Raw genomic sequence first — 19,879 nt, 5'->3', positions numbered from 1 at the left:
CTCACACGCCCTCGGTCAGTTCCGGCGAGATCATGATGACGACCTCGTTCACGTGCTGATTCGCCTCTTTTGTCCCCCCTTCGTAGTTGAAGATGCCATCGCGCTCGGTGCTGTCGTCCTTGCGACGGAAGCCGCTCAGCACCAGCGTGTCGCCCGACTTGAGCGACGCACGCTGCATGGTCTGCACGGACGCCGTAATGGGCAATTGCATGAACGTGCCCGCGCCGAGGCCGTCATCGTCACGGCGACGGTCATCATCCTTGCCGCCGATATCGATGCTGGCCCCCTTGCCGTCGATGTCCGCGCGCACGTTCGGGCCGCTGCCACCACCGGACGCGCCGGCATCGCTGCCGCTCGGCGCTTCCTTACCGGTGCGCAGATTGATCTTGTCGAGCTTCTTCAGGTCCGACATATCGATCTGCACTTGCAGCATCACGCTGCGGTTATCCATCAACGTCGGCAACAGGTTCATAACGAAGCCCGTGGTGAGCACCGATTGCTCGGCCGTCACGACGGCCTGTCCCCCGTAGTTGCCGGGCGTCATCTTGGTCTGCGCGACGAACCCCCGGTTCTGTGTGACGGCGACAGGCGCAGGCTGGTTGTTCAGCGTGACGACGGTCGTGTCGATCACCGTACTCACGCGCCCTTGCTTGCTCAGCGCCTTGATGAACGCAGAGGACCCGGCCAGACGCCCGTTCGGGATCGTGCGGATCCCCAACCCGCCCTTGCGCGTCATGAGCGCGCCGCCCAGTGCCGGACCGCTCAGGCCCGCCACGAAGCCGCTGGCGGATCGATAGACGAGATCCCAGTCGATGCCCGCCGCCGAGTTTTCCTCGAGCGTGACGGAATAGACCTGTACGCGCAGCTTCACCTGACGGCCAAGCACCGCATTCTCCGATTCGACGTATCGCGCTACACGCTCGACGACATCGGCCGTATCGGTGACGACGAGCGAACTGGTGACGACCGACGGCGTAACGCGGCCGCTCGGCGAGAGCATGTCGGCGACGGTTTTGACCAGATCCGTCCAGTAATCCAGTTCGGACTCGACCGTGACGTTCGCGTCGGCATTGAAACTCAGATCGACGCCGCCCGACGACGTCCCCCCACCGCCGGACGCGCCGCGATCCGCTTTCATTCTGGACGCCTTGCCGACTGACGCCGTGTACGTTGAGCTACCCGGCATCATCTTGATCTGGAACGTCCGGGTGACGTAGCGCGCGAATTGCACGACGCCGTCGCGATAAGACCAGTGCGTGCCCGAGCGATGCGCGATGGTGTCGAGTAGCCCGGACAGCGAACCGTGATATTGCAACGGCACAGCAGGCTCGCCGCTCTCGGTGCAATTGATCTGGAAGCGTTGTGCCACGCCTGCGGCCTCGCCGCGACCGCCCCGGCCATCGCGAGACGACGCGCCGCCATCGCAAGCGACATCGGACGCCATGCGAATCGTCAGGCCATGGCCACGCGCCACCTGCGCGAGCAGCACCGACATGGGCAGGGGCGCGCCGGTGGAGAAGCGCACCTGACGCGTGAAGAATTCGGGAAGTGCGATCGTCGCGTTGACCGCGACTGATTTTTTTGACAGCCAGGCGCCATCGACATGTTCGATGGCGCCTATGGCCGTTGCTGCGTGGGTGTCGTTGGCGGTGCGCATCGTCTCGCGCACCTCTGTAACGTTCTCGTCGGTTTTCGACAGCAGGCCCGGCGTGCCGCACGCTGTCAGTAACGTGATGGCGCACAACACGCCGAGATGCTTTCTCATGGATGACCGCTTCCGATGTGGGTCGCCGTGCGCGAGGCAAGGCGGAAGTTATTGTGTGGCGTGCACGACGCGCAACACGCGGTTGGCCTCGTAGACCTTCACGCGAATCGGCGCGTCGGTGTTCTGCAACGAGCGCACGATCTGCTCGACGATGCCGAGGAAATCCCCGCGGAACGTCGCGGGATACTCGATGGGGAAATCACGCTCGATCTCCCACGCGAGTTGCCAGCCATTGCGCTCCGCATACCGTCGGACGGCCTGAGAGACGCGGCCGTCAGACGGTTGCAGGGCAAGCTCCATCGCAACGGGGACGGGCGGTGAAATCGCCAACGGCGCTGCAACGCCCACCGTCTGCACGTCGCGCTGCGAGTCGTCGATGGGCTGGGGGCCTTCTTGCACGAGCTGCTGCGCACCGGTCGACTCGGGTACGGGCACCGCATCGGCACCGCCGCCCAGCGATTGCATCAGCGGCTTGTGGCTCGCGAGCACCCACGTCCCGCCAGTGCCGGACGCCGCTTCCGCCGCCAGCGCCGATGGCACCGCTGCGCCCAACATCGAAGCGAGCACCGCAACACGCATTCCTGGAAGAGTCATGTTCTGTCCGCCTTTGGTCGTTGGTCAGATCCCCGAGATGACTTCTCAGCCAGCGATGGTGAATTCGAGATCGGCTTGCGTCATGGCAGCGCTATTGCTGTCTTCCGTGCACGACTTGCTGATCTGATCGATCTTGTTTTCGGTCTTGGATTTGATGACGTTGCCGTTGATGGTCAGCGTGGCGAACAGACCGTTCATCTTGGCGGCGAAGTCTTCGCATTGGGAGCTTGGATACCCGAGCGATGTCACCGTGACGCCGCTCGACGGATAGCCACCCGTTTGAACCGCGTCGATCGTGATTTCTCCACCGAAACGATTCAGGATCGTGGTGGTGCCAGCGGGCCGGTTGAACGGCTCGGCAATCGCCGTCGGACGAATATCGACCTGCTTGGTCTTCCCCGCGATAAGCGTGCCGGACGCCACCGCGTTCTGCACCGCAAGCACCGACATCTGCCAGTCCTTCATCTCTTGTGACAGCTTCACGCTGTTCATCAGGCGTGGCACACCGACCATTGCGCCGGCCATGATCAGGCCCATCACGGCGACGGCTACCGAGAGTTCCACCAGCGTGACCCCACGCTGGCCGCGCTTGTTCAGGCGCGTGGCGAGCTTGTGTTTGATGTGCGCGATGGCGTTCGCGTCTGTGAATACGTTCATTTTTCGAGTCCGAGGTTTGAGGGATTGGAAAGATTTAAGGAAACGACGTCACGATTCGAGAGACTTGCTCGCAACGGCTGGGGCGATTTATGCCCGAATGTGCGTCGTCGCGTTGTCGCGTGCGTCGCGCAGCTTTCGCAAATTGACATTTGACGCAAGCATGAAATCGCCCATTCGTGCGCCATTTCCGATACCTCCGGACACGCCTCGACAGTCACGAAAATCATCGCGAAATGGCCGTGAAAACAAGGCGGGCTGTGGATACCGGACAGCAGGACGCCGTCGGCTACATCAAATGAAAATTAGGAATGTGACCAAACGCAAACAAAGGGCCTACAAAAGTGTGCGCAAACGTCAGGAATCAGCGGATTCACAAGCCAATTTGCATGGCTTGCGTGGCAAACGGGAGGGGGCGTGGCGCCGTAGAGGAGGGTAGATGGCGCGCAACGGGCAGAAGATGCCGCTGCGCGCCGTCGGTTTCGTCAACGCTTAGTGGGCGTGACTGGTCTTGTGCACATGGATGTCGGTGGCGTCGTGGCTACCGTCGTCGCTGCCATCGTGCTTGCCACCACCGTCGTTCGCCGCCTTGTCGCCGGGCAGCACGAGCGGCCCCTTACCGGCGAAGCGGTCGAGATAAAGATAGATGACCGGCGTAATGTAGAGCGTGATCACCTGCGAGAACAGCAACCCGCCGACCACAGCCAGACCGAGCGGCTGGCGCAGCTCCGCCCCCGCCCCCAGCCCCAGCGCAATCGGCAACGCGCCCATGAGCGCCGCCAGCGTCGTCATCATGATCGGACGAAAACGCAGCGCACAGGCCTGACGAATCGCCTCAAGCGGCGTCATGCCGCCATTGCGCTGCGCGTCGAGCGCGAAGTCGATCATCATGATGGCGTTCTTCTTCACGATACCGATCAGCATCAGAATGCCGATCACCGCGATGAGCGACAGGTCCATGCCGAACAGACGCAGCGTGATCAACGCGCCGACCGCCGCCGACGGCAGACCGGCCAGAATCGTGATCGGATGGATGTAGCTCTCGTACAGCACGCCGAGCAGCACGTAGATCACCAGCAACGCGCCAACCAGCAGCACCACCTGACTCGATTGCGACTTCTGGAACGCGGCCGCATCGCCGCCCCAGCTTGTGATGATGCTTGGCGGGAAGCCCAACTGCTGCTGGAAGCCCACGATCTTCTTCGACGCGTCGCCCAGCGCTGCGCCCGGCGCAAGGTTGAACGACAGCGTAACGGCCTGCAACTGGCCCTGATGGTTGACCGACACCGGCCCCATCTTGCGCTCGACGGTCGCCACGGCCGAGAGCGGCACCAGCGCACCGCCCTTGCCGCGCACGTAGATCTTGTCGAACGCGCCTTCGTCGCGGCGGTCGTTGTCGTCCGCCTGAAGAATCACCTGATAGCTGTCGCTCGGCGTGTAGATCGTTGACACCTGACGCTCGCCGAACGCGCTGTAAAGCGCGCTGCGAATATCGCCGATGGCAACACCCAGCGTGTTCGCCTTGTCGCGGTCGATGGTCAGTTGCGCCTGCAAGCCCTTCATCTGTGCGTCCGTCGTCACGTCGCGGAAGATCGCATCGGCACGCATGAGGTTCATCAGCCGGTCGGACCACAACTGCATCTCGCCCGGCTTCACGCTCTGCATCACATACTGATAGCGGCTCTTGCTCTGCTTGCCGCCCAGTTGCAGGTTCTGCACCGGATTGAAGTAGACGTTCAGGCCCGGCACCTGTTTGACGTCGCGCCGCAATTCTTCGAGCACTTCGCTCATGTGCGGTCGCTCGCCGTGCGGTTTCAGGTTGATGAACATGCGGCCCTGATTGCTGTCGTTGGCCGACACGATCACGGTCCCCACCGCCGGATGTGCACGGATGATGTCGCCCGCCTGACGCAGCAGCGCCGACATCGCCGTGAACGAAATGTCCTGCGCGCCTTCGGCCGTCACCTGCACCTGCCCGATGTCTTCACTCGGGAAGAAGCCCTTTGGGATCGTGGCGAACAGCACACCTGTTGCAATGAACGTGGCCCCCGCCGCGCCGATCACCCACTTGCGATGCGCGAGGCACCAATCGACGCTGCGCACGTAGGCATCCTGCACAGAGACGAAGCCGTCCTCGAACCACTGCGTGGCGCGCAGGCCGAGGCCTTCGTCCTGCTCGTGCTTGAGATAGCGGCTGCACAACATCGGAATCAGCGTGAGCGACACCGCCGCGGACACCAGAATCGCCAGCGACACGACCACCGCGAACTCATGGAACATCAGCCCGATCACGCCCGGCATGAAGAAGATGGGGATGAACACCGCCACCAGCGAAATCGAGATCGAGAGAATCGTGAAGCCCATTTCGCGCGAACCGACGAGCGCGGCGCGCAACGGCGGCACGCCGTTCTCGATATGCCGCACGATGTTCTCCAGCATCACGATGGCGTCGTCGACCACCAGACCCACGGCGAGCGTGATGCCCAGCAGCGAGATGTTGTCGATCGAGTAGCCCATGCCCTTCATCAGCGCGACGGTGCCGATCAGCGACACCGGCAGCGACATCACCGGAATGAGCGTGGCGGCCAGACGGCGCAGGAACAGGAAGATCACGAGCGTCACGAGAATCACCGTGAGCGCGAGCGTGAACTGCACGTCGTCGATGGACTCGCGAATCGACACCGAGCGGTCGTTGAGCAGCTTGACCTGAATCGACTGCGGCATCTGTTCGGCCAGACGCGGCAGCGCCGCCTTCACCTGATCGACCGTCGCCACGGTGTTCGCATTGGGCTGACGCAGCACCGCGAGCACGATGGAGCGCTCGCCGTTGACCCAACTGCCTGTCTTCACCGATTCGACGCTGTCCTGCACATCTGCCACGTCGCGCAGATACACGGGGCTGCCGTTGACGCTGGCGATGATGAGGTTCGCGAACTGGTCGGCCTTCGTCATCTGACGGTTGGCCTCGATGGTCAGCGTCTGACGGCTGCCGTCGAGCGTGCCCACCGGGCTGTTCGCGTTGGCCGAGGCGAGTGCGCGTGCCACGTCGTCGAGCGTGAGCTTGCGTGCGGCGAGCGCGTCCGGGCGGGCCTTCACGCGTACAGCGAAGCGCTTCTGGCCGAAGATCAGCACCTGCGCCACGCCGGGCAGCGTAGAGAGCGTGGGGGAGACGAGGTTTTCCGCGTAGTCGTCGAGCTCGGCGAGCGACATCGACGGCGAGTTCATCGCGAGGAACAGAATCGGCGCATCGGCCGGATTGACCTTGCGATACGACGGCGGCGTCGTCATCTCCACCGGCAGCTTGCGCTGCGCGCGGAACAGCGCCGCCTGCACGTCGACGGCCGCCGCGTCGATATCGCGGTCGCTGTCGAATTCGATGATGATCGACGTGGTGCCCTGCGTGTTGGTCGAACTGATGACCGCCACACCCGCAATCGTCGAGAACTGCTTTTCCATCGGGGCGGCGACCGACGCGGCCATCGTCTCCGGACTCGCGCCCGGCAGCGTGGCCGTGACCTGAATCACCGGCGAGTTGTAGCTGGGCAGGGCGGAAATCGGAATCTGTCCGTATGCGATCAGACCCGCGACGACGGCCGCCACGCACAGCAGGATCGTCATGACCGGCCGGCGGATACAGAGTTCTGAGAGGTTCATGGCGCTTTCCCTGAGCCGCCGCCAGCACCAACCCCGGCACCGTCTTCGCGCGACGCCACGATCGTCACCTTATTACCCGGACGCAGGTTTTCTGCGCCCTCCTGCACGACCTTCGCCCCGGCGGGCACGCCGTCGACGACCGCGAGCTTCGCTTCCACGTAGCCGACCTTGACCGGCTTCGCACTGACCTTACCGTCGTCGCCGATCACGTAGACGAACTTGCCGTCCGGCCCGGTCTGCACCGCCTGCGGCGGCACGACGCTCGCCTGCTTGAGCACACGGCCAATGACCGCGACGTTCAGATACATGCCGGGCCACAGCTTCGCGTCCCGGTTGTCGTAGGCGGCCTTCAGGCGAATCGTGCCCGTCTGCGAATCCACCGCGTTGTCGATGAAGCTGAGCTGACCGGTGACGTTCACGCCCGTGGTCCCGAGCGTGGCTGTCACGGCGACCGGGCCGCCCGCGCGCGCTGCCTGCAATTCGGCCAGCGCCCCTTCGGGCAGCGTGAAGCTGATGTCGATCGGATCGAGCTGGGTGATGCTCACGAGCGCCGCGCCCCCCGGCGTCACCAGACTGCCCGGATGCACGTTGATCGCGCCGGTGCGGCCATCGATGCCCGCACGGATCTGGTTGTAGTCGACCGCCACCTGGCTCGCGGCAATCGCCGCCCGGTCGGCGGCCACCTGCGCGGTAAGGCTGTCCACACCGCTTTGCGCCGTGTCGAGCGCACTTTGCGAGACGAAGTGTTCGGCGATCAGTTGTTTGGTGCGCGCGAGCGTGCGGCGTGCGTTGGCGAGATCGGCTTCGTCCTTCGCCAGTTGCGCCTGCACCTTCTTGAGGTTCGCTTCGTCCATGCGGGCATCGAGCGAGAACAGCAGCTGCCCGGCTTTGACGAAATCGCCTTCCTTGATATGCACCTGACGGATGGTGCTGGAGATTTGCGGGCGAACGTCGATGGTCTGACGCGCCGTGACCGTGCCGTTGGCGATGAGCCGGACAGGGACGTCGCGCGTTTCGACGCTCGCGGCTGTAACGGACGGTGCAGCTGCCGTCTTCACGGTCTTCTCGGCACCGCGCGAGCGCAGCCACGTAGCGCCGCCAGCGATGATCGACACGGCGACCAGACCTACGACCCAGCGACGGGAACCCTTTGTTCCCTTCGTACCCTTCGCGCCGCTGCCCGGCTGGCCGCCGTGCCCGTGGGCAGCCGCGTCCCCCGGCAACGGCCGGCGGGCGTTCTCGTCACTCATCTTCTTCCCCGTTTCCCCATGCGACGCCGGTCGAGCCCCCGCCCTCCCGGTCGCGCCTGTTTCTACTGATAAAACAGCCGTGACTTACCGCGGCCGTTCACTGCTTGTCCGTTGTTATGTTCGCTGCGGCGCTGCACTGCCGCATTTCCTCACTACTCCACCTTCATGCCCGTCAACTCGGGCCTGCCCGGCGGATACGTCAGCTTCAGCTCGCTCAGCGCGTGCACCAGCAACTCTGCCACCATCAGATTACGGTGGCGTTTTGAGTCGGAAGGGACGATATACCACGGTGCGTGTTCCGTCGAGGTCGCCGATAAAGCCGCCTCATAGGCCTTTGTGTATTGCGGCCAGAAGCTGCGTTCCTTGAGGTCGCCCAGCTCGAATTTCCAATGCTTGTTCGGATCGTCGATGCGTTCCTGAAGCCGCTTGCGTTGCTCCTCCGACGAGATGTGCAGGAAGCACTTGATGATGTGCGTGTTGTTGTCGACGAGTAGCTGCTCGAAGTTATTGATATGCGTGTAGCGGCGCTTGCACTCGTCCGCATCGATCCAGTCGTGCACCCGCGTGATGAGCACGTCTTCGTAATGGCTACGGTTGAAGATCGCCAGCTCACCCGCCGCCGGCACCACCATGTGCACGCGCCAGAGGAAGTCGCGCGCCAGTTCGATGGGCGTGGGCGATTTGAAGTTGGCCACGCGGATGCCCAGCGGATCGACGTTCTGGAACACCGCGCGAATGGTGCCGTCCTTGCCGCTGGTGTCCATCCCCTGAAGCACCAGCAGGACACGATGTTTGCTGTTGGCGTGCAGGATCGTCTGCAATTCGTCGAGTTTTATCGCCAGCTCGGCCAGGCGCGTCTTGTCGTCGTCCTTGTTGTCGCCGGAGAACGGCTTGTCGGCAGGGTCGAAGCTTGAGAGGTCCAGCTTCTTGCCGAACGGTACGCGGTATTTCTCGAACATCGCCAACTCCTGCGTGAAAAGTTAGTTGGCAGTATGGCGCAAATTGCGGGGGCCATAAAAAAAGGGCGCGGTGCCGATCCGGCTACCGCGCCCTTCTTCCCTTCAGGCCTTTCGGCCTGTCAGGCCCTGCATCTTAAGCGCCGAGCTTCTTCTTGAGCAGCTCGTTGACTTGCGCCGGGTTCGCCTTGCCCTTCGTGGCCTTCATCGCCTGGCCGACCAGTGCGTTGAACGCCTTCTCCTTGCCCGCACGGAACTCCTCGACGGACTTGGCATTCGCCGCCAGCACTTCGTCGATGATCTTCTCGATCGCGCCGGTGTCGGTGATCTGCTTGAGACCCTTGGCTTCGATGATGCGGTCGGCGGCCCCTTCGTCGGTCGCGCGCTCTTCCCACATCAGTTGGAAGACTTCCTTGGCGATCTTGTTGGAGATCGTGTTGTCGGCGATACGGGCGAGCAGACCGGCGAGTTGTGCGCTCGACACCGGGCTGGCGTCGATGCCGATGTCTTCGCGGTTCAGCAGCGACGACAGTTCGCCCATGATCCAGTTGGCGGCGGGTTTAGCGCTTGCCTTGCCAGCCTTGGCGACCACCGCTTCGAAGTACGCAGCCTGCGCCTTCGATTGCGTGAGCACAGCAGCGTCGTAGTCCGACAGACCGTACGCTTGGACGAAGCGCGCCTGCATACCGGCAGGCAGTTCCGGCAACGACGCACGCACGCGCTCGACCCATTCGCTGTCGATCACGAGCGGCATCAGGTCCGGGTCCGGGAAGTAACGATAGTCGTGCGCGTCTTCCTTGCTGCGCATCGAACGCGTTTCCTTCTTGTCCGGATCGTACAGACGCGTTTCCTGCACCACCGTACCGCCGTCTTCGATCAGTTCGATCTGACGACGCACTTCGTACTGAATCGCTTCTTCGAGGAAACGGAACGAGTTCAGGTTCTTGATTTCGGCGCGCGTGCCGAATTCCTTCTGACCGACCGGGCGCACGGACACGTTGGCGTCGCAACGGAACGAGCCTTCCTGCATGTTGCCGTCGCAGATCCCGAGCCACACCACCAGACCGTGCAGCGCCTTGGCATACGCCACGGCTTCGGCCGCACTGCGCATTTCCGGCTCCGTCACGATTTCGAGCAGCGGCGTGCCAGCACGGTTCAGGTCGATACCGGTCATACCTGCGAAGTCTTCGTGCAGCGACTTGCCCGCGTCTTCCTCAAGGTGAGCACGCGTGAGCGTGACGACCTTCTCATAGGCTTCGCGACCGGTGCGCGGGTCGGCTTCGACCTGAATCTTCATCGATCCGCCCTGCACCACCGGAATTTCGTACTGGCTGATCTGATAGCCTTTGGGCAGATCGGGATAGAAGTAATTCTTGCGCGCGAAGATGCTGCGCGGCGCAATCGTCGCCCCGATGGCCAGACCGAACTCGATCGCACGCTCGACAGCGCCGCGATTGAGCACTGGCAGCACGCCCGGCAGCGCCAGATCCACAGGGCATGCCTGCGTATTGGGGGCCGCGCCGAACTGCGTCGATGCGCCCGAGAAAATCTTGGAAGCGGTGGAGAGCTGCGTGTGCGTCTCCAGACCAATAACGACTTCCCATTGCATAAGGTTCACCCTTGTCTCAACTTGTCGGCACGGCGCATGTCGCCCTGCCTTTGCTGCCACCCGTCTCTCAGATTCCCCTGAGGTGACGGTGCGGCCTGTTCCTGTTCGTCGACGTTGTCGATACCTGCCAGCGCTGGCCCGGACTTATCTACGCGTGTCGCGTGCGCACGCGCCCGACTGCGGATCGAAGCTCACCGGCCATGCGTTGTCGTAGACGTCGCCCGTGCAATACGCCTCGCAGTTCGCGTGGCCGATCGTCACGTTGCCCGGGTCCTGCCAGATGAGCAGTTTGCAACTGCCGCTGTTCGCGCGCAGCTCGATGCTCGGCTTCCACTGCGTCTGGTGAAAGTTCGCCAGATTGAAGTGGCAACTGCCACGGCTGCCGACCCACAGACGCCAGTCCAGCGCCTGCACCGCGTTGCCCTGCACCTTGAGCGTCGCCTGTTCGCGAAAACCGTCTTCGTCGGTCTGCGAGCAGTAACCCGAGAGGTTGACTTCTCGATAGGCGATGGGCGTCGGGCGCGAGAACGGCAGTGAGCATGACGCGAGTGTGAGCACCATGCCGACAAGCATCAGTCCGCGAGACACCCGCGACGCCGTGCGTGCGCCGGTCGAGGCGGGAGCCGTCATGTCGCGTTGCATGCGCTGGCGGCTCATGATCAGACGCCCGCCGGAGCGCGCTTGTGCCAGTCGGTCGCGCGCTGGAACGCGTCGGCCACTTGCAGCAGGCGGGCTTCGTCGAAATAATTGCCGATCATTTGCAGACCGACCGGGCGCGCGTTGCGTCCCGGGCCGACCGGCAGGCTCATGCCCGGCAGACCCGCCAGACTCACCGACAGCGTGTAGATGTCGGCCAGATACATCTGCACCGGATCGGCGCTCTTCTCGCCGAGGTTCCACGCCACGGACGGCGCGACCGGCCCCATGATCACGTCGCACTGCGCGAACGCGTTCTGGAAGTCCTGCGCGATCAGACGGCGGATCTTCTGCGCTTGCAGATAGTAGGCATCGTAGTAGCCGTGCGAGAGCACGTACGTGCCCACCAGAATGCGGCGCTTGACCTCGGTGCCGAAACCCTCGGCACGCGACTTCTTGTACATGTCGAGCAGATCGCGGTACTCGGCCGCGCGGTGGCCGAAGCGCACGCCGTCGAAACGCGACAGGTTGGACGACGCTTCTGCCGGGGCGAGCACGTAGTACACCGGGATCGAGAGTTCCGTCTTCGGCAGCGTCACCGGCACGCGCACGGCGCCCAGCTTCTCGAACTCGGCAAGCGCGTTGTCGATGGACTCGCGCACGTCGGCGTCCAGACCGTCACCGAAGTATTCGGCGGGCAGACCTATGCGCAGACCGGCCAACGGCTTGTCGGCCGTTGCGCCGTCCAGGGGCTTGCCCAGACCGCGCGCGAAGTCTTCGTCCGCACGTTCGAGACTGGTCGAATCGCGGGCGTCGAAGCCAGCCATGCCGTTGAGCAGCCATGCGCAATCCGCCGCGCTGTGACCGAACGGGCCGCCCTGATCGAGCGACGACGCGAACGCGATCATGCCGTAGCGCGATACGCGACCATACGTCGGCTTGATGCCGGTCACGCCGCAGAACGCGGCCGGTTGACGGATCGAGCCACCGGTGTCGGTGCCGGTCGCCGCCGGTGCGAGGCGCGCAGCGACGGCCGCTGCCGAGCCACCCGACGAACCGCCCGGCACGGCGAGCTTGTCCCACGGGTTCCTGACCGGTCCGTAGTAGGAATTTTCGTTCGACGAGCCCATGGCGAACTCATCCATATTGGTCTTGCCGAGCGTGACCATGCCCGCGTTCGAGAGACGCTCGACGACAGCGGCGTCGTACGGGCTGTCGTAGCCCTTGAGCATGCGCGAGCCGGCGGTGCTGTGCCAGCCGCGCGTGACGAACACGTCCTTGTGCGCGACGGGAATGCCCAGCAGCGGCTGGTTCGCGCCGTCACCGGCAGCGATGCGGGCGTCGGCCGCGCGCGCCTGCGCGAGACTGGTTTCGGCATTGACATGCACGAAGGCGTTCAGATCGGCGGCACCGGCGATGCGGTCCAGATAATGCTGCGTCAGCTCAACGCTCGAGACGCGCTTGGCGTCGAGCGCGGCGCGCAAATCCTGCAAATGAATCAGATCTTGTTCCATGATGGCGGCTTGACTGGGTAGCGCATGAAGGCGGAAGGCATGAGGCCCCTGGTGCATGAGACGCGCATGTCCCATCGGACAGCGTTCGCGTCTCGCGCGGGACTCACTCGATGACCTTCGGCACCAGATAGAGGCCGTCCTGCACGGCGGGTGCCGGACGCTGATTCGCCTCGCGATCGACCAGCTCCGTCACTGCATCGGTGCGCAGGCGCTGAGCGACTTCCTGAATTTGTTCGATGGGATGCGCGAGCGGTGCGACGCCCGTCGTATCGACCGACTGCATCTGTTCGACGAGCGCGAAGAAGCCGTTGAGCTCCTTTTCCATGTGAGCCGCCTCGTCATCGGCCAGCTCGAGACGCGCGAGGTGAGCGATGCGTTTGACGTCTGAGAGATTCAAAGCCATGAAGAAATCCCAAAAAAATGCGCATTGGAGAGCAGCCGAATGCACGCCTGCCGCCAAAATTAGGGACAGAATGCGGAGAATCTGCGAACGAGGTCGTGCCCGTCTGCCGTTTTACTCCGTGCACTGCACTGCGCAGGACGTCGGACACGCCGCACCGCGAGGCTCCCCGCGAGTTTGCCCCGGGGGTCGAATGTGGCGTCAACGTGCTCGTTTTTCCTGCAAAACCTGCGAAATTATAAGGTATCATTGCGCATTAAATTTGCGTCGGAGCGTGTTTTTGCACCCTCCGCCGCTGTCGCGCAGGTGGGCCACGGCCAGTCCGGGGGGCGCGACAGACGATCGCGCAGTCCAGTGGAAGACCCTGACGCGACGGATTTTTTAACGGCAGCCCCGCCTCCTGCCCGGTACCGCATTCCTCGGTTTGTCCGCACGTTTCGCGAGCCGCCGCGTGGCGCCTGGCGATTTTTTTGCGAACAGGCCGGAACCCAGACGACAGGCAGCCGTCCCAGTCAAACGCATTGGGCGGCCTCAAGCAAACACAGGATTTTGCATGTTCGGTTTTCTTCGCAGCTATTTCTCCAACGACCTGGCCATTGACCTGGGCACGGCCAACACCCTGATCTATATGCGCGGCAAGGGCGTCGTTCTCGACGAACCTTCGGTTGTCGCCATTCGTCAGGAAGGCGGCCCGAGCGGTAAGAAGACGATTCAGGCCGTCGGTAAAGAAGCCAAACAGATGCTCGGCAAGGTCCCGGGCAACATCGAAGCCATTCGTCCGATGAAGGACGGCGTGATCGCCGACTTCACCGTGACCGAGCAGATGATCAAGCAGTTCATCAAGATGGCTCACGAGTCGCGTCTGTTCTCGCCGTCACCGCGCATCATCATTTGCGTGCCGTGCGGTTCGACCCAGGTCGAGCGTCGCGCCATCAAGGAAGCCGCGCACGGCGCCGGCGCCTCGCAGGTGTACCTGATCGAAGAGCCGATGGCCGCTGCCATCGGTGCCGGTCTGCCGGTCTCGGAAGCCACGGGCTCGATGGTTGTCGACATCGGCGGTGGCACGACCGAAGTGGGCGTGATCTCGCTGGGCGGCATCGTCTATAAGGGTTCGGTGCGTGTCGGTGGCGACAAGTTCGACGAAGCCATCGTCAACTACATCCGCCGCAACTACGGCATGCTGATCGGCGAACAGACCGCCGAAGCGATCAAGAAGGAAATCGGCTCGGCCTTCCCGGGTTCGGAAGTCAAGGAAATGGAAGTCAAGGGCCGCAACCTCTCGGAAGGGATTCCGCGCGCCTTCACCATCTCCAGCAACGAAATCCTCGAAGCCCTGACCGATCCGCTCAACCAGATCGTGTCGTCGGTGAAGATCGCACTGGAGCAGACGCCGCCGGAACTGGGCGCCGACATCGCCGAGCGCGGCATGATGCTCACGGGCGGCGGTGCGCTGCTGCGCGATCTGGACCGTCTGCTCGCCGAAGAAACCGGCCTGCCCGTGCTCGTCGCCGAAGACCCGCTCACCTGCGTGGTGCGTGGCTCGGGCATGGCGCTTGAGCGCATGGACAAGCTCGGCAGCATCTTCTCCTACGAGTAAGCCAACGTGCGTGGTTCGTCGTCCGGCGCGGTGGGACATTTCCCAACACACCTCGCCCGGTACGACAGACCGCGCAGCAAGATCTTGCGCACGGAGTCAGGCGTCATGCCGCTTGTCACGCCGCTTCGTCGCGCCCGACTGACACCACTCGCGCACCGCAGCGTCTCGCTGCGCGTGCTTCCCTGAAGGGCCCACCATGCAGTACAGTCCGCCGCCACTGTTCAAACAGGGACCGTCGGCGTTGGCCCGGCTAATCTGTTTCGTCGCGCTCGCCATCGGCCTGCTCGTGGTCGACTCGCACTACAACACGCTGGAGCGGGTGCGAAGCGTCGTCGGCACCGCCCTCTATCCCGTGCAACGCATGATGCTGTTGCCGCGCGACGCCATTCTCGGCGTAGCGGGATTCTTCTCGACCGAATCGCAGCTCACCACCGAAAACGGCACGCTGCGCGCGCGCAATCTCGAACTCTCCGTCCAGGCACAGCGCAATAACCAGCTGGTGGCCGAGAATGAACATCTGCGCCAGATGCTGGCCCTACGCGAGCGTCTGCCCGTCCCCAGTATCCCGGCAGAAATCGAATACGACACGCGCGATCCGTTCACGCAACGCGTGGTCATCGATCGCGGCACGAAACACGGCGTCAAGCTCGGCGCACCGGTCGTCACCGAGCAAGGCCTGCTCGGTCAGGTCTCGCGCGTGTTCCTGATGCAAAGCGAAGTCACGCTGCTGACCGACAAGGAACAGGCCGTGCCGGTGCAGGTCACGCGCAGCGGCGTGCACAGCGTGATTTACGGTGGCCTGCGCGGCGACGTGCTCGATCTGCGCTTCATTCCGCTGTCGGCCGACGTGAAGGTCGGCGACGAAATCGCCACCAGCGGTCTGGACGGCGTGTACCCCGCCGGTCTGCCGGTCGCACGCATCACGAAGGTCGACCGGGTGTCGGACACCGCGTTCGCGCGCATTCTGTGTCAGCCGGTGGCCAATCTGCGCAGCCAGCGTCAGGTGCTGGTCCTGCAATACACCACGCCGCTGGCGCTGCATCCGGACGCCGCGGCCGATCTCGCACGCGCCTCCGATCCGTCGGCCAGTGGCGCGAAACCCGCGCCGAAGGGTGGCACGCGTGCCGATCCGAAGCTCGCGCCGGGCGCCCGCAAGGGTCATTGAGGAATTCACATGCCACGACCGCAATACATCCTGCTGCCGGTCAATCCGTACTTCATCGCGCTCAGTCTCGTGGTGGCGTTTCTGGTCAACCTGATGCCGTGGGGGCACGCCCCCGCCATGCCCGACTTCGTCGCGCTGGTGCTGATGTTCTGGAACATCCACCAGCCGCGCAAGGTCGGCATGGGCGTGGCGTTTCTCGTCGGGTTGCTCATGGACGTGCACAATGCCGGGCTGCTGGGTGAGCATGCGCTCGCTTACACGCTGCTGTCGTACGGTGCGATCATGATTCACCGCCGCGTTCTGTTCTTCACGCTGCTCGGTCAGGCGCTCACGGTGCTGCCGTTGCTGCTGCTCGCGCACGTGGTGCCGTTCATCATTCGTCTGGCGACCGGCGCAGCATTTCCGGGCTGGTGGCCGCTCGCGGCCAGCTTCGTGGAAGCTGTGCTCTGGCCGGTGATCAGTATCTTGCTGCTGGCGCCGCAGAAACGCGCCGTCGACCGCGACGATACGCGTCCGATCTGACGGGCTTCCCGCCCTCAGATCGCACCTACGAGCCCCGCCCAGCCAGCATGACCGAGTTCAAGAATCCCCAGCAACAACTGCAGACGTTTCACCTGCGGGTAACGGCGGCCGCGTTTTTCGTGCTGATTTGCTTCAGCCTGCTCGCGGTGCGTTTCGTCTATCTGCAGGTCTTCCGTCACAACCAGTACGCCCTGCAAGCCGACGAAAACCGCGTCTCGCTCGCGCCCATCGTGCCCAACCGTGGCGTGATCATGGATCGTAACGGCGTAGTACTGGCGCGCAACTATTCCGCCTACACGCTCGAAATCACGCCGTCGAAGATCGGCCGTCCGCTCGAAGACCTCGTCACCGATCTGTCGGACGTGATCGAGATCACGCCGCGCGACCGCGCCCGCTTCAAGAAGCTGATGGATGACAGCAAGAGCTTCGAGAGCCTGCCGATCCGCACTCGGCTGACCGACGAGGAAGTCGCCCGCTTCACTGCCCAGCGTTTCCGCTTCCCCGGCGTTGACGTGCACGCGCGCCTGTTCCGTCAATACCCGCTCGGCGAGACGGCCGCGCACGTGATCGGCTACATCGGCCGGATTTCGCAGCGCGATCGTCAGCGTATCGACGCGATGAGCGAAGAGAACGACAGCGACAGCGCCAAGTACGACATCCGCCGCGACGTCAACAACTACAAGGGCACCGATTACATCGGCAAGATCGGCGTCGAGCAAAGCTACGAGACGCAGCTCCACGGCATCACCGGTTTCGAGGAAATCGAAGTGACCGCCGGGGGCCGTCCGGTGCGCACCATCTCGCGCACCCCGGCCACGCCGGGCGACAACCTCGTGCTGTCCATCGACATCAAACTCCAGCAGGTCGCCGAACAGGCCTTCGCCGGACGTCGCGGTGCGGTGGTCGCCATCGAACCTAAGACCGGCGACGTGCTCGCCTTCGTGTCCGCACCGAGCTTCGACCCGAACCTGTTCGTCGAAGGCATCGACCAGCAGAACTGGGACGCTCTGAACACCTCGGCCGACCGGCCGCTGCTCAACCGTCCGTTGCGCGGCACCTATCCGATCGGTTCGACGTACAAGCCGTTCATGGCGCTCGCCGCGCTCGAACTCGGCAAGCGCACGACGAACTGGGGTTTCCAGGACACGGGCTCGTTCACGCTGGGCAACCACACGTTCCGCAACGACGTGCGCAACGGTCAGGGCTGGATCGACATGTACCGCTCGATCGTGGTCTCGAACGACACGTATTACTACATGCTCGCGCACGATCTGGGCGTGAACGCCATTCACGACTTCATGGCACCGCTCGGCTTCGGTCAGTTGACGGGCATCGACATCGAAGGCGAAGCGCGTGGCATCCTGCCGTCGACCGAATGGAAGCGCAAGGCGTACAAGAAGCCAGCGCAACAGAAGTGGTATGACGGCGAGACGATCAGTCTGGGCATCGGACAGGGCTACAACTCGTTCACGATCCTGCAACTCGCGCACGCCACGGCCACGCTGGCGAACAACGGCGTGGTGATGAAGCCTCACCTCGTGAAGGCGGTCGAAGATCCCGTGTCGCATGCGCGCCAGCTGACCGTGCCGCATGAAAGTGCGCGTCTGCCGTACAAGCAGGCGGACATCGACTTCGTCAAACGGGCGATGGTCGGCGTGATCAAGGAAGGCACGGGACGTCAGGCGTTCGCCGGCGCACCGTACGATGCAGGCGGCAAGACAGGCACGGCGCAGGTGTACTCGCTCGGCAAGAACGAGAAGTACAACCACAACGCGATTCCCGAGTTCAAGCGCGACCACGCCCTGTTCATCGCCTTCGCCCCGGCAGAAGATCCGAAGATCGCCATTGCGCTGATCGTCGAGAACGCCGGTTGGGGTGGCGCGCAGGCCGGTCCGGTCGCGCGACGTCTGCTCGACTACTACCTGATCGACGAACCTAAGGAGCGCGCAGCCGAAGCCGCCGCACTGCAAGCTGCCGCGTCGGGTGCAGGTGCCGCATCAGCGGTCTCTGCCGCACCGGACGCACCGCCGGCCAGCGCCGCCGAACTCGACCGCACCGCAGGCGCTACCACGACGACCGTGTCGCGGGTGGCACCGGGCGCATCGGCGGCCACTGCCGCCAACGCCGCACCGCGCGCCGCAGGCGGCAAGGCGTCGGCCCCGGCGGCGGCACCTGCGACACCTCAGACGCCGCCCCCCCCTCAGCAAAAGCCCGCCGTAAGCCCGACCGTCGCCGACGAAGCACGTCACCGTGCCGCGATCCGCGCACAGCGCGGGCAAGGAGGAACGCCATGATGGCGCTCGACAAACACACGTGGAAAGAACAGGTCAAGCGCCTGTTCGCCGCCTTCGACAAGCCGCTCGCGCTGATCGTCTTCCTGCTGCTCTGCGTCGGACTGGTCACGCTCTACAGCGCCAGCATCGACGTCCCCGGCCGCGTAGAAGACCAGATCCGCAACATCGTGCTGACCTTCATCCTGATGTGGGTGCTGGCGATGATGCCCACCCAGACCCTCATGAAGTTCGCCGTGCCGCTCTATACAGCGGGGGTGGCGCTGCTCATTGCAGTGGCGATGTTCGGTCTGACGAAGAAGGGCGCGAAGCGCTGGCTGAACGTCGGTATGGTGATTCAACCGTCCGAAATCATGAAGATCGCCATGCCGCTCATGCTGGCCTGGTACTTCCAGAAGCGCGAAGGCAATATTCGCTGGTTCGACTACCTGGCGGCTATCGCGCTGCTCGGCGTGCCTGTCGGGCTGATCGCGAAGCAGCCCGACCTCGGCACGGGTCTGCTCGTGGCGGCCGCCGGTCTGTACGTCATCTATCTGGCCGGATTGTCGTGGAAGCTGATTTTGCCGGTGCTCATTGCCGGTGTCATCGGCATCGGCACGATCCTCGCGCTGGAAGACAAGATCTGTCAGCCGGATGTCGAATGGCACATCCTGCACGACTACCAGAAGCACCGCGTGTGCACGCTGCTGGACCCAACGTCCGATCCGCTCGGCAAGGGCTTCCACACGATTCAGTCGGTCATTGCCATCGGCTCCGGCGGCACGACCGGCAAGGGCTGGCTCAAGGGCACACAGGCCCACCTCGAATTCATTCCCGAGAAGCACACCGACTTTATCTTCGCCGTGTTCGCGGAAGAGTTCGGTCTGATCGGCGAGGGCGTGCTGATCCTGCTGTATCTGCTGCTGGTCGCACGCGGCCTGATGATCGCGGCGAGCGGCGCGACGCTATTCGGACGATTGCTCGCCGGTGCGGTCACGATGATCTTCTTCACCTACGCCTTCGTGAACATGGGCATGGTGAGCGGCATTCTGCCGGTGGTCGGGGTACCATTGCCGTTCATGAGCTACGGGGGCACGGCGCTGGTGACGCTCGGCCTCGGGGTCGGCATTCTCATGAGCGTGGCGCGCGAGAAGCGGCTCATGCAGAGCTAGCACCTCCGCACCGCCTTCGACGCATCGATGCGTCACCCGCAAAACGGCAGAGCCTACGCTCTGCCGTTTTTGTTTTCGGTCGAAGTGTTCGTCGATCTCAATGAGCGAATCATGGGATTCC

15 protein-coding genes are annotated in these 19,879 nt (G+C 63.6%); 5 read left to right on the top strand and 10 right to left on the bottom strand.

Translation table 11 applies throughout. The features are described 5' to 3' along the window. Nucleotide 1: 1 nt before the first annotated feature. The 10 genes from NTU39_RS01415 to gatC form a co-directional block, all read right to left on the bottom strand. Nucleotides 2-1,765 (bottom strand): secretin GspD/PilQ domain-containing protein, encoded by a 1,764-nt coding sequence (locus NTU39_RS01415; RefSeq protein WP_257959035.1) that lies wholly within the window; start codon nt 1,763-1,765, stop codon nt 2-4. A 48-nt stretch (nt 1,766-1,813) separates the two neighbouring features. Continuing rightward, entirely contained in the window at nt 1,814-2,359 is a 546-nt protein-coding gene (locus NTU39_RS01410; protein WP_257959034.1) for a toxin co-regulated pilus biosynthesis Q family protein, read from the bottom strand. A gap of 45 nt (nt 2,360-2,404) precedes the next feature. Beyond that, nucleotides 2,405-3,016: a pilus assembly FimT family protein gene (locus tag NTU39_RS01405; RefSeq protein ID WP_150663902.1), complete on the bottom strand. Its 612-nt coding sequence runs from the start codon at nt 3,014-3,016 to the stop codon at nt 2,405-2,407. 489 nt (nt 3,017-3,505) lie between these two features. Continuing rightward, on the bottom strand, nt 3,506-6,667 hold the full coding sequence (locus tag NTU39_RS01400) for an efflux RND transporter permease subunit (protein ID WP_257959033.1): 3,162 nt from the start codon (nt 6,665-6,667) through the stop codon (nt 3,506-3,508). Further along, the gene (locus NTU39_RS01395; protein ID WP_150663900.1) at nt 6,664-7,917 is read right to left on the bottom strand and encodes an efflux RND transporter periplasmic adaptor subunit; all 1,254 of its coding nucleotides are present in this window, start codon (nt 7,915-7,917) and stop codon (nt 6,664-6,666) included. The genes NTU39_RS01400 and NTU39_RS01395 overlap by 4 nt, the downstream gene beginning before the upstream one ends. A 152-nt stretch (nt 7,918-8,069) precedes the next feature. Continuing rightward, the gene (locus NTU39_RS01390) at nt 8,070-8,876 is read right to left on the bottom strand and encodes a polyphosphate kinase 2 family protein (protein ID WP_150663899.1); all 807 of its coding nucleotides are present in this window, start codon (nt 8,874-8,876) and stop codon (nt 8,070-8,072) included. Nucleotides 8,877-9,009: 133 nt separating this feature from the next. Continuing rightward, the gene (gatB, locus tag NTU39_RS01385) at nt 9,010-10,482 is read right to left on the bottom strand and encodes an Asp-tRNA(Asn)/Glu-tRNA(Gln) amidotransferase subunit GatB (protein WP_257960150.1); all 1,473 of its coding nucleotides are present in this window, start codon (nt 10,480-10,482) and stop codon (nt 9,010-9,012) included. A 144-nt stretch (nt 10,483-10,626) separates the two neighbouring features. After that, entirely contained in the window at nt 10,627-11,055 is a 429-nt protein-coding gene (locus NTU39_RS01380; protein ID WP_246184539.1) for a hypothetical protein, read from the bottom strand. An 86-nt stretch (nt 11,056-11,141) separates the two neighbouring features. Next, nucleotides 11,142-12,632, bottom strand: coding sequence for an Asp-tRNA(Asn)/Glu-tRNA(Gln) amidotransferase subunit GatA (gene gatA, locus NTU39_RS01375; protein WP_150663898.1), 1,491 nt, complete (start codon nt 12,630-12,632; stop codon nt 11,142-11,144). A gap of 103 nt (nt 12,633-12,735) precedes the next feature. Then, nucleotides 12,736-13,035, bottom strand: a complete 300-nt coding sequence (gene gatC, locus NTU39_RS01370) for an Asp-tRNA(Asn)/Glu-tRNA(Gln) amidotransferase subunit GatC (protein WP_039394713.1) — start codon at nt 13,033-13,035, stop codon at nt 12,736-12,738. 550 nt (nt 13,036-13,585) lie between these two features. Here gatC and NTU39_RS01365 point away from each other — a divergent pair. The 5 genes from NTU39_RS01365 (at nt 13,586) to rodA (ending at nt 19,758) form a co-directional block, all read left to right on the top strand. Continuing rightward, entirely contained in the window at nt 13,586-14,629 is a 1,044-nt protein-coding gene (locus NTU39_RS01365) for a rod shape-determining protein (protein WP_010805637.1), read from the top strand. Nucleotides 14,630-14,825: 196 nt separating this feature from the next. Beyond that, nucleotides 14,826-15,794, top strand: a complete 969-nt coding sequence (gene mreC, locus NTU39_RS01360) for a rod shape-determining protein MreC (protein ID WP_150663897.1) — start codon at nt 14,826-14,828, stop codon at nt 15,792-15,794. 9 nt (nt 15,795-15,803) lie between these two features. Continuing rightward, nucleotides 15,804-16,316, top strand: coding sequence for a rod shape-determining protein MreD (gene mreD / locus NTU39_RS01355; protein WP_039394706.1), 513 nt, complete (start codon nt 15,804-15,806; stop codon nt 16,314-16,316). A 47-nt stretch (nt 16,317-16,363) separates the two neighbouring features. Then, nucleotides 16,364-18,610 carry a penicillin-binding protein 2 gene (gene mrdA / locus NTU39_RS01350; protein ID WP_150663896.1) on the top strand — a complete coding sequence of 749 codons (2,247 nt, stop codon included), beginning with the start codon at nt 16,364-16,366 and terminating at the stop codon, nt 18,608-18,610. Next, complete coding sequence (gene rodA, locus NTU39_RS01345; RefSeq protein ID WP_150664196.1) at nt 18,610-19,758, top strand: rod shape-determining protein RodA; 1,149 nt, start codon at nt 18,610-18,612, stop codon at nt 19,756-19,758. The genes mrdA and rodA overlap by 1 nt, the downstream gene beginning before the upstream one ends. Nucleotides 19,759-19,879 lie beyond the last annotated feature (121 nt).

It is taken from the genome of Pandoraea commovens, from assembly GCF_024704525.1.
In the GTDB taxonomy this organism is placed as follows: Bacteria; Pseudomonadota; Gammaproteobacteria; order Burkholderiales; family Burkholderiaceae; genus Pandoraea; species Pandoraea commovens.
Note: the sequence above shows the minus strand (reverse complement) of the source record. Positions and strands in the feature narration are given on the sequence as shown.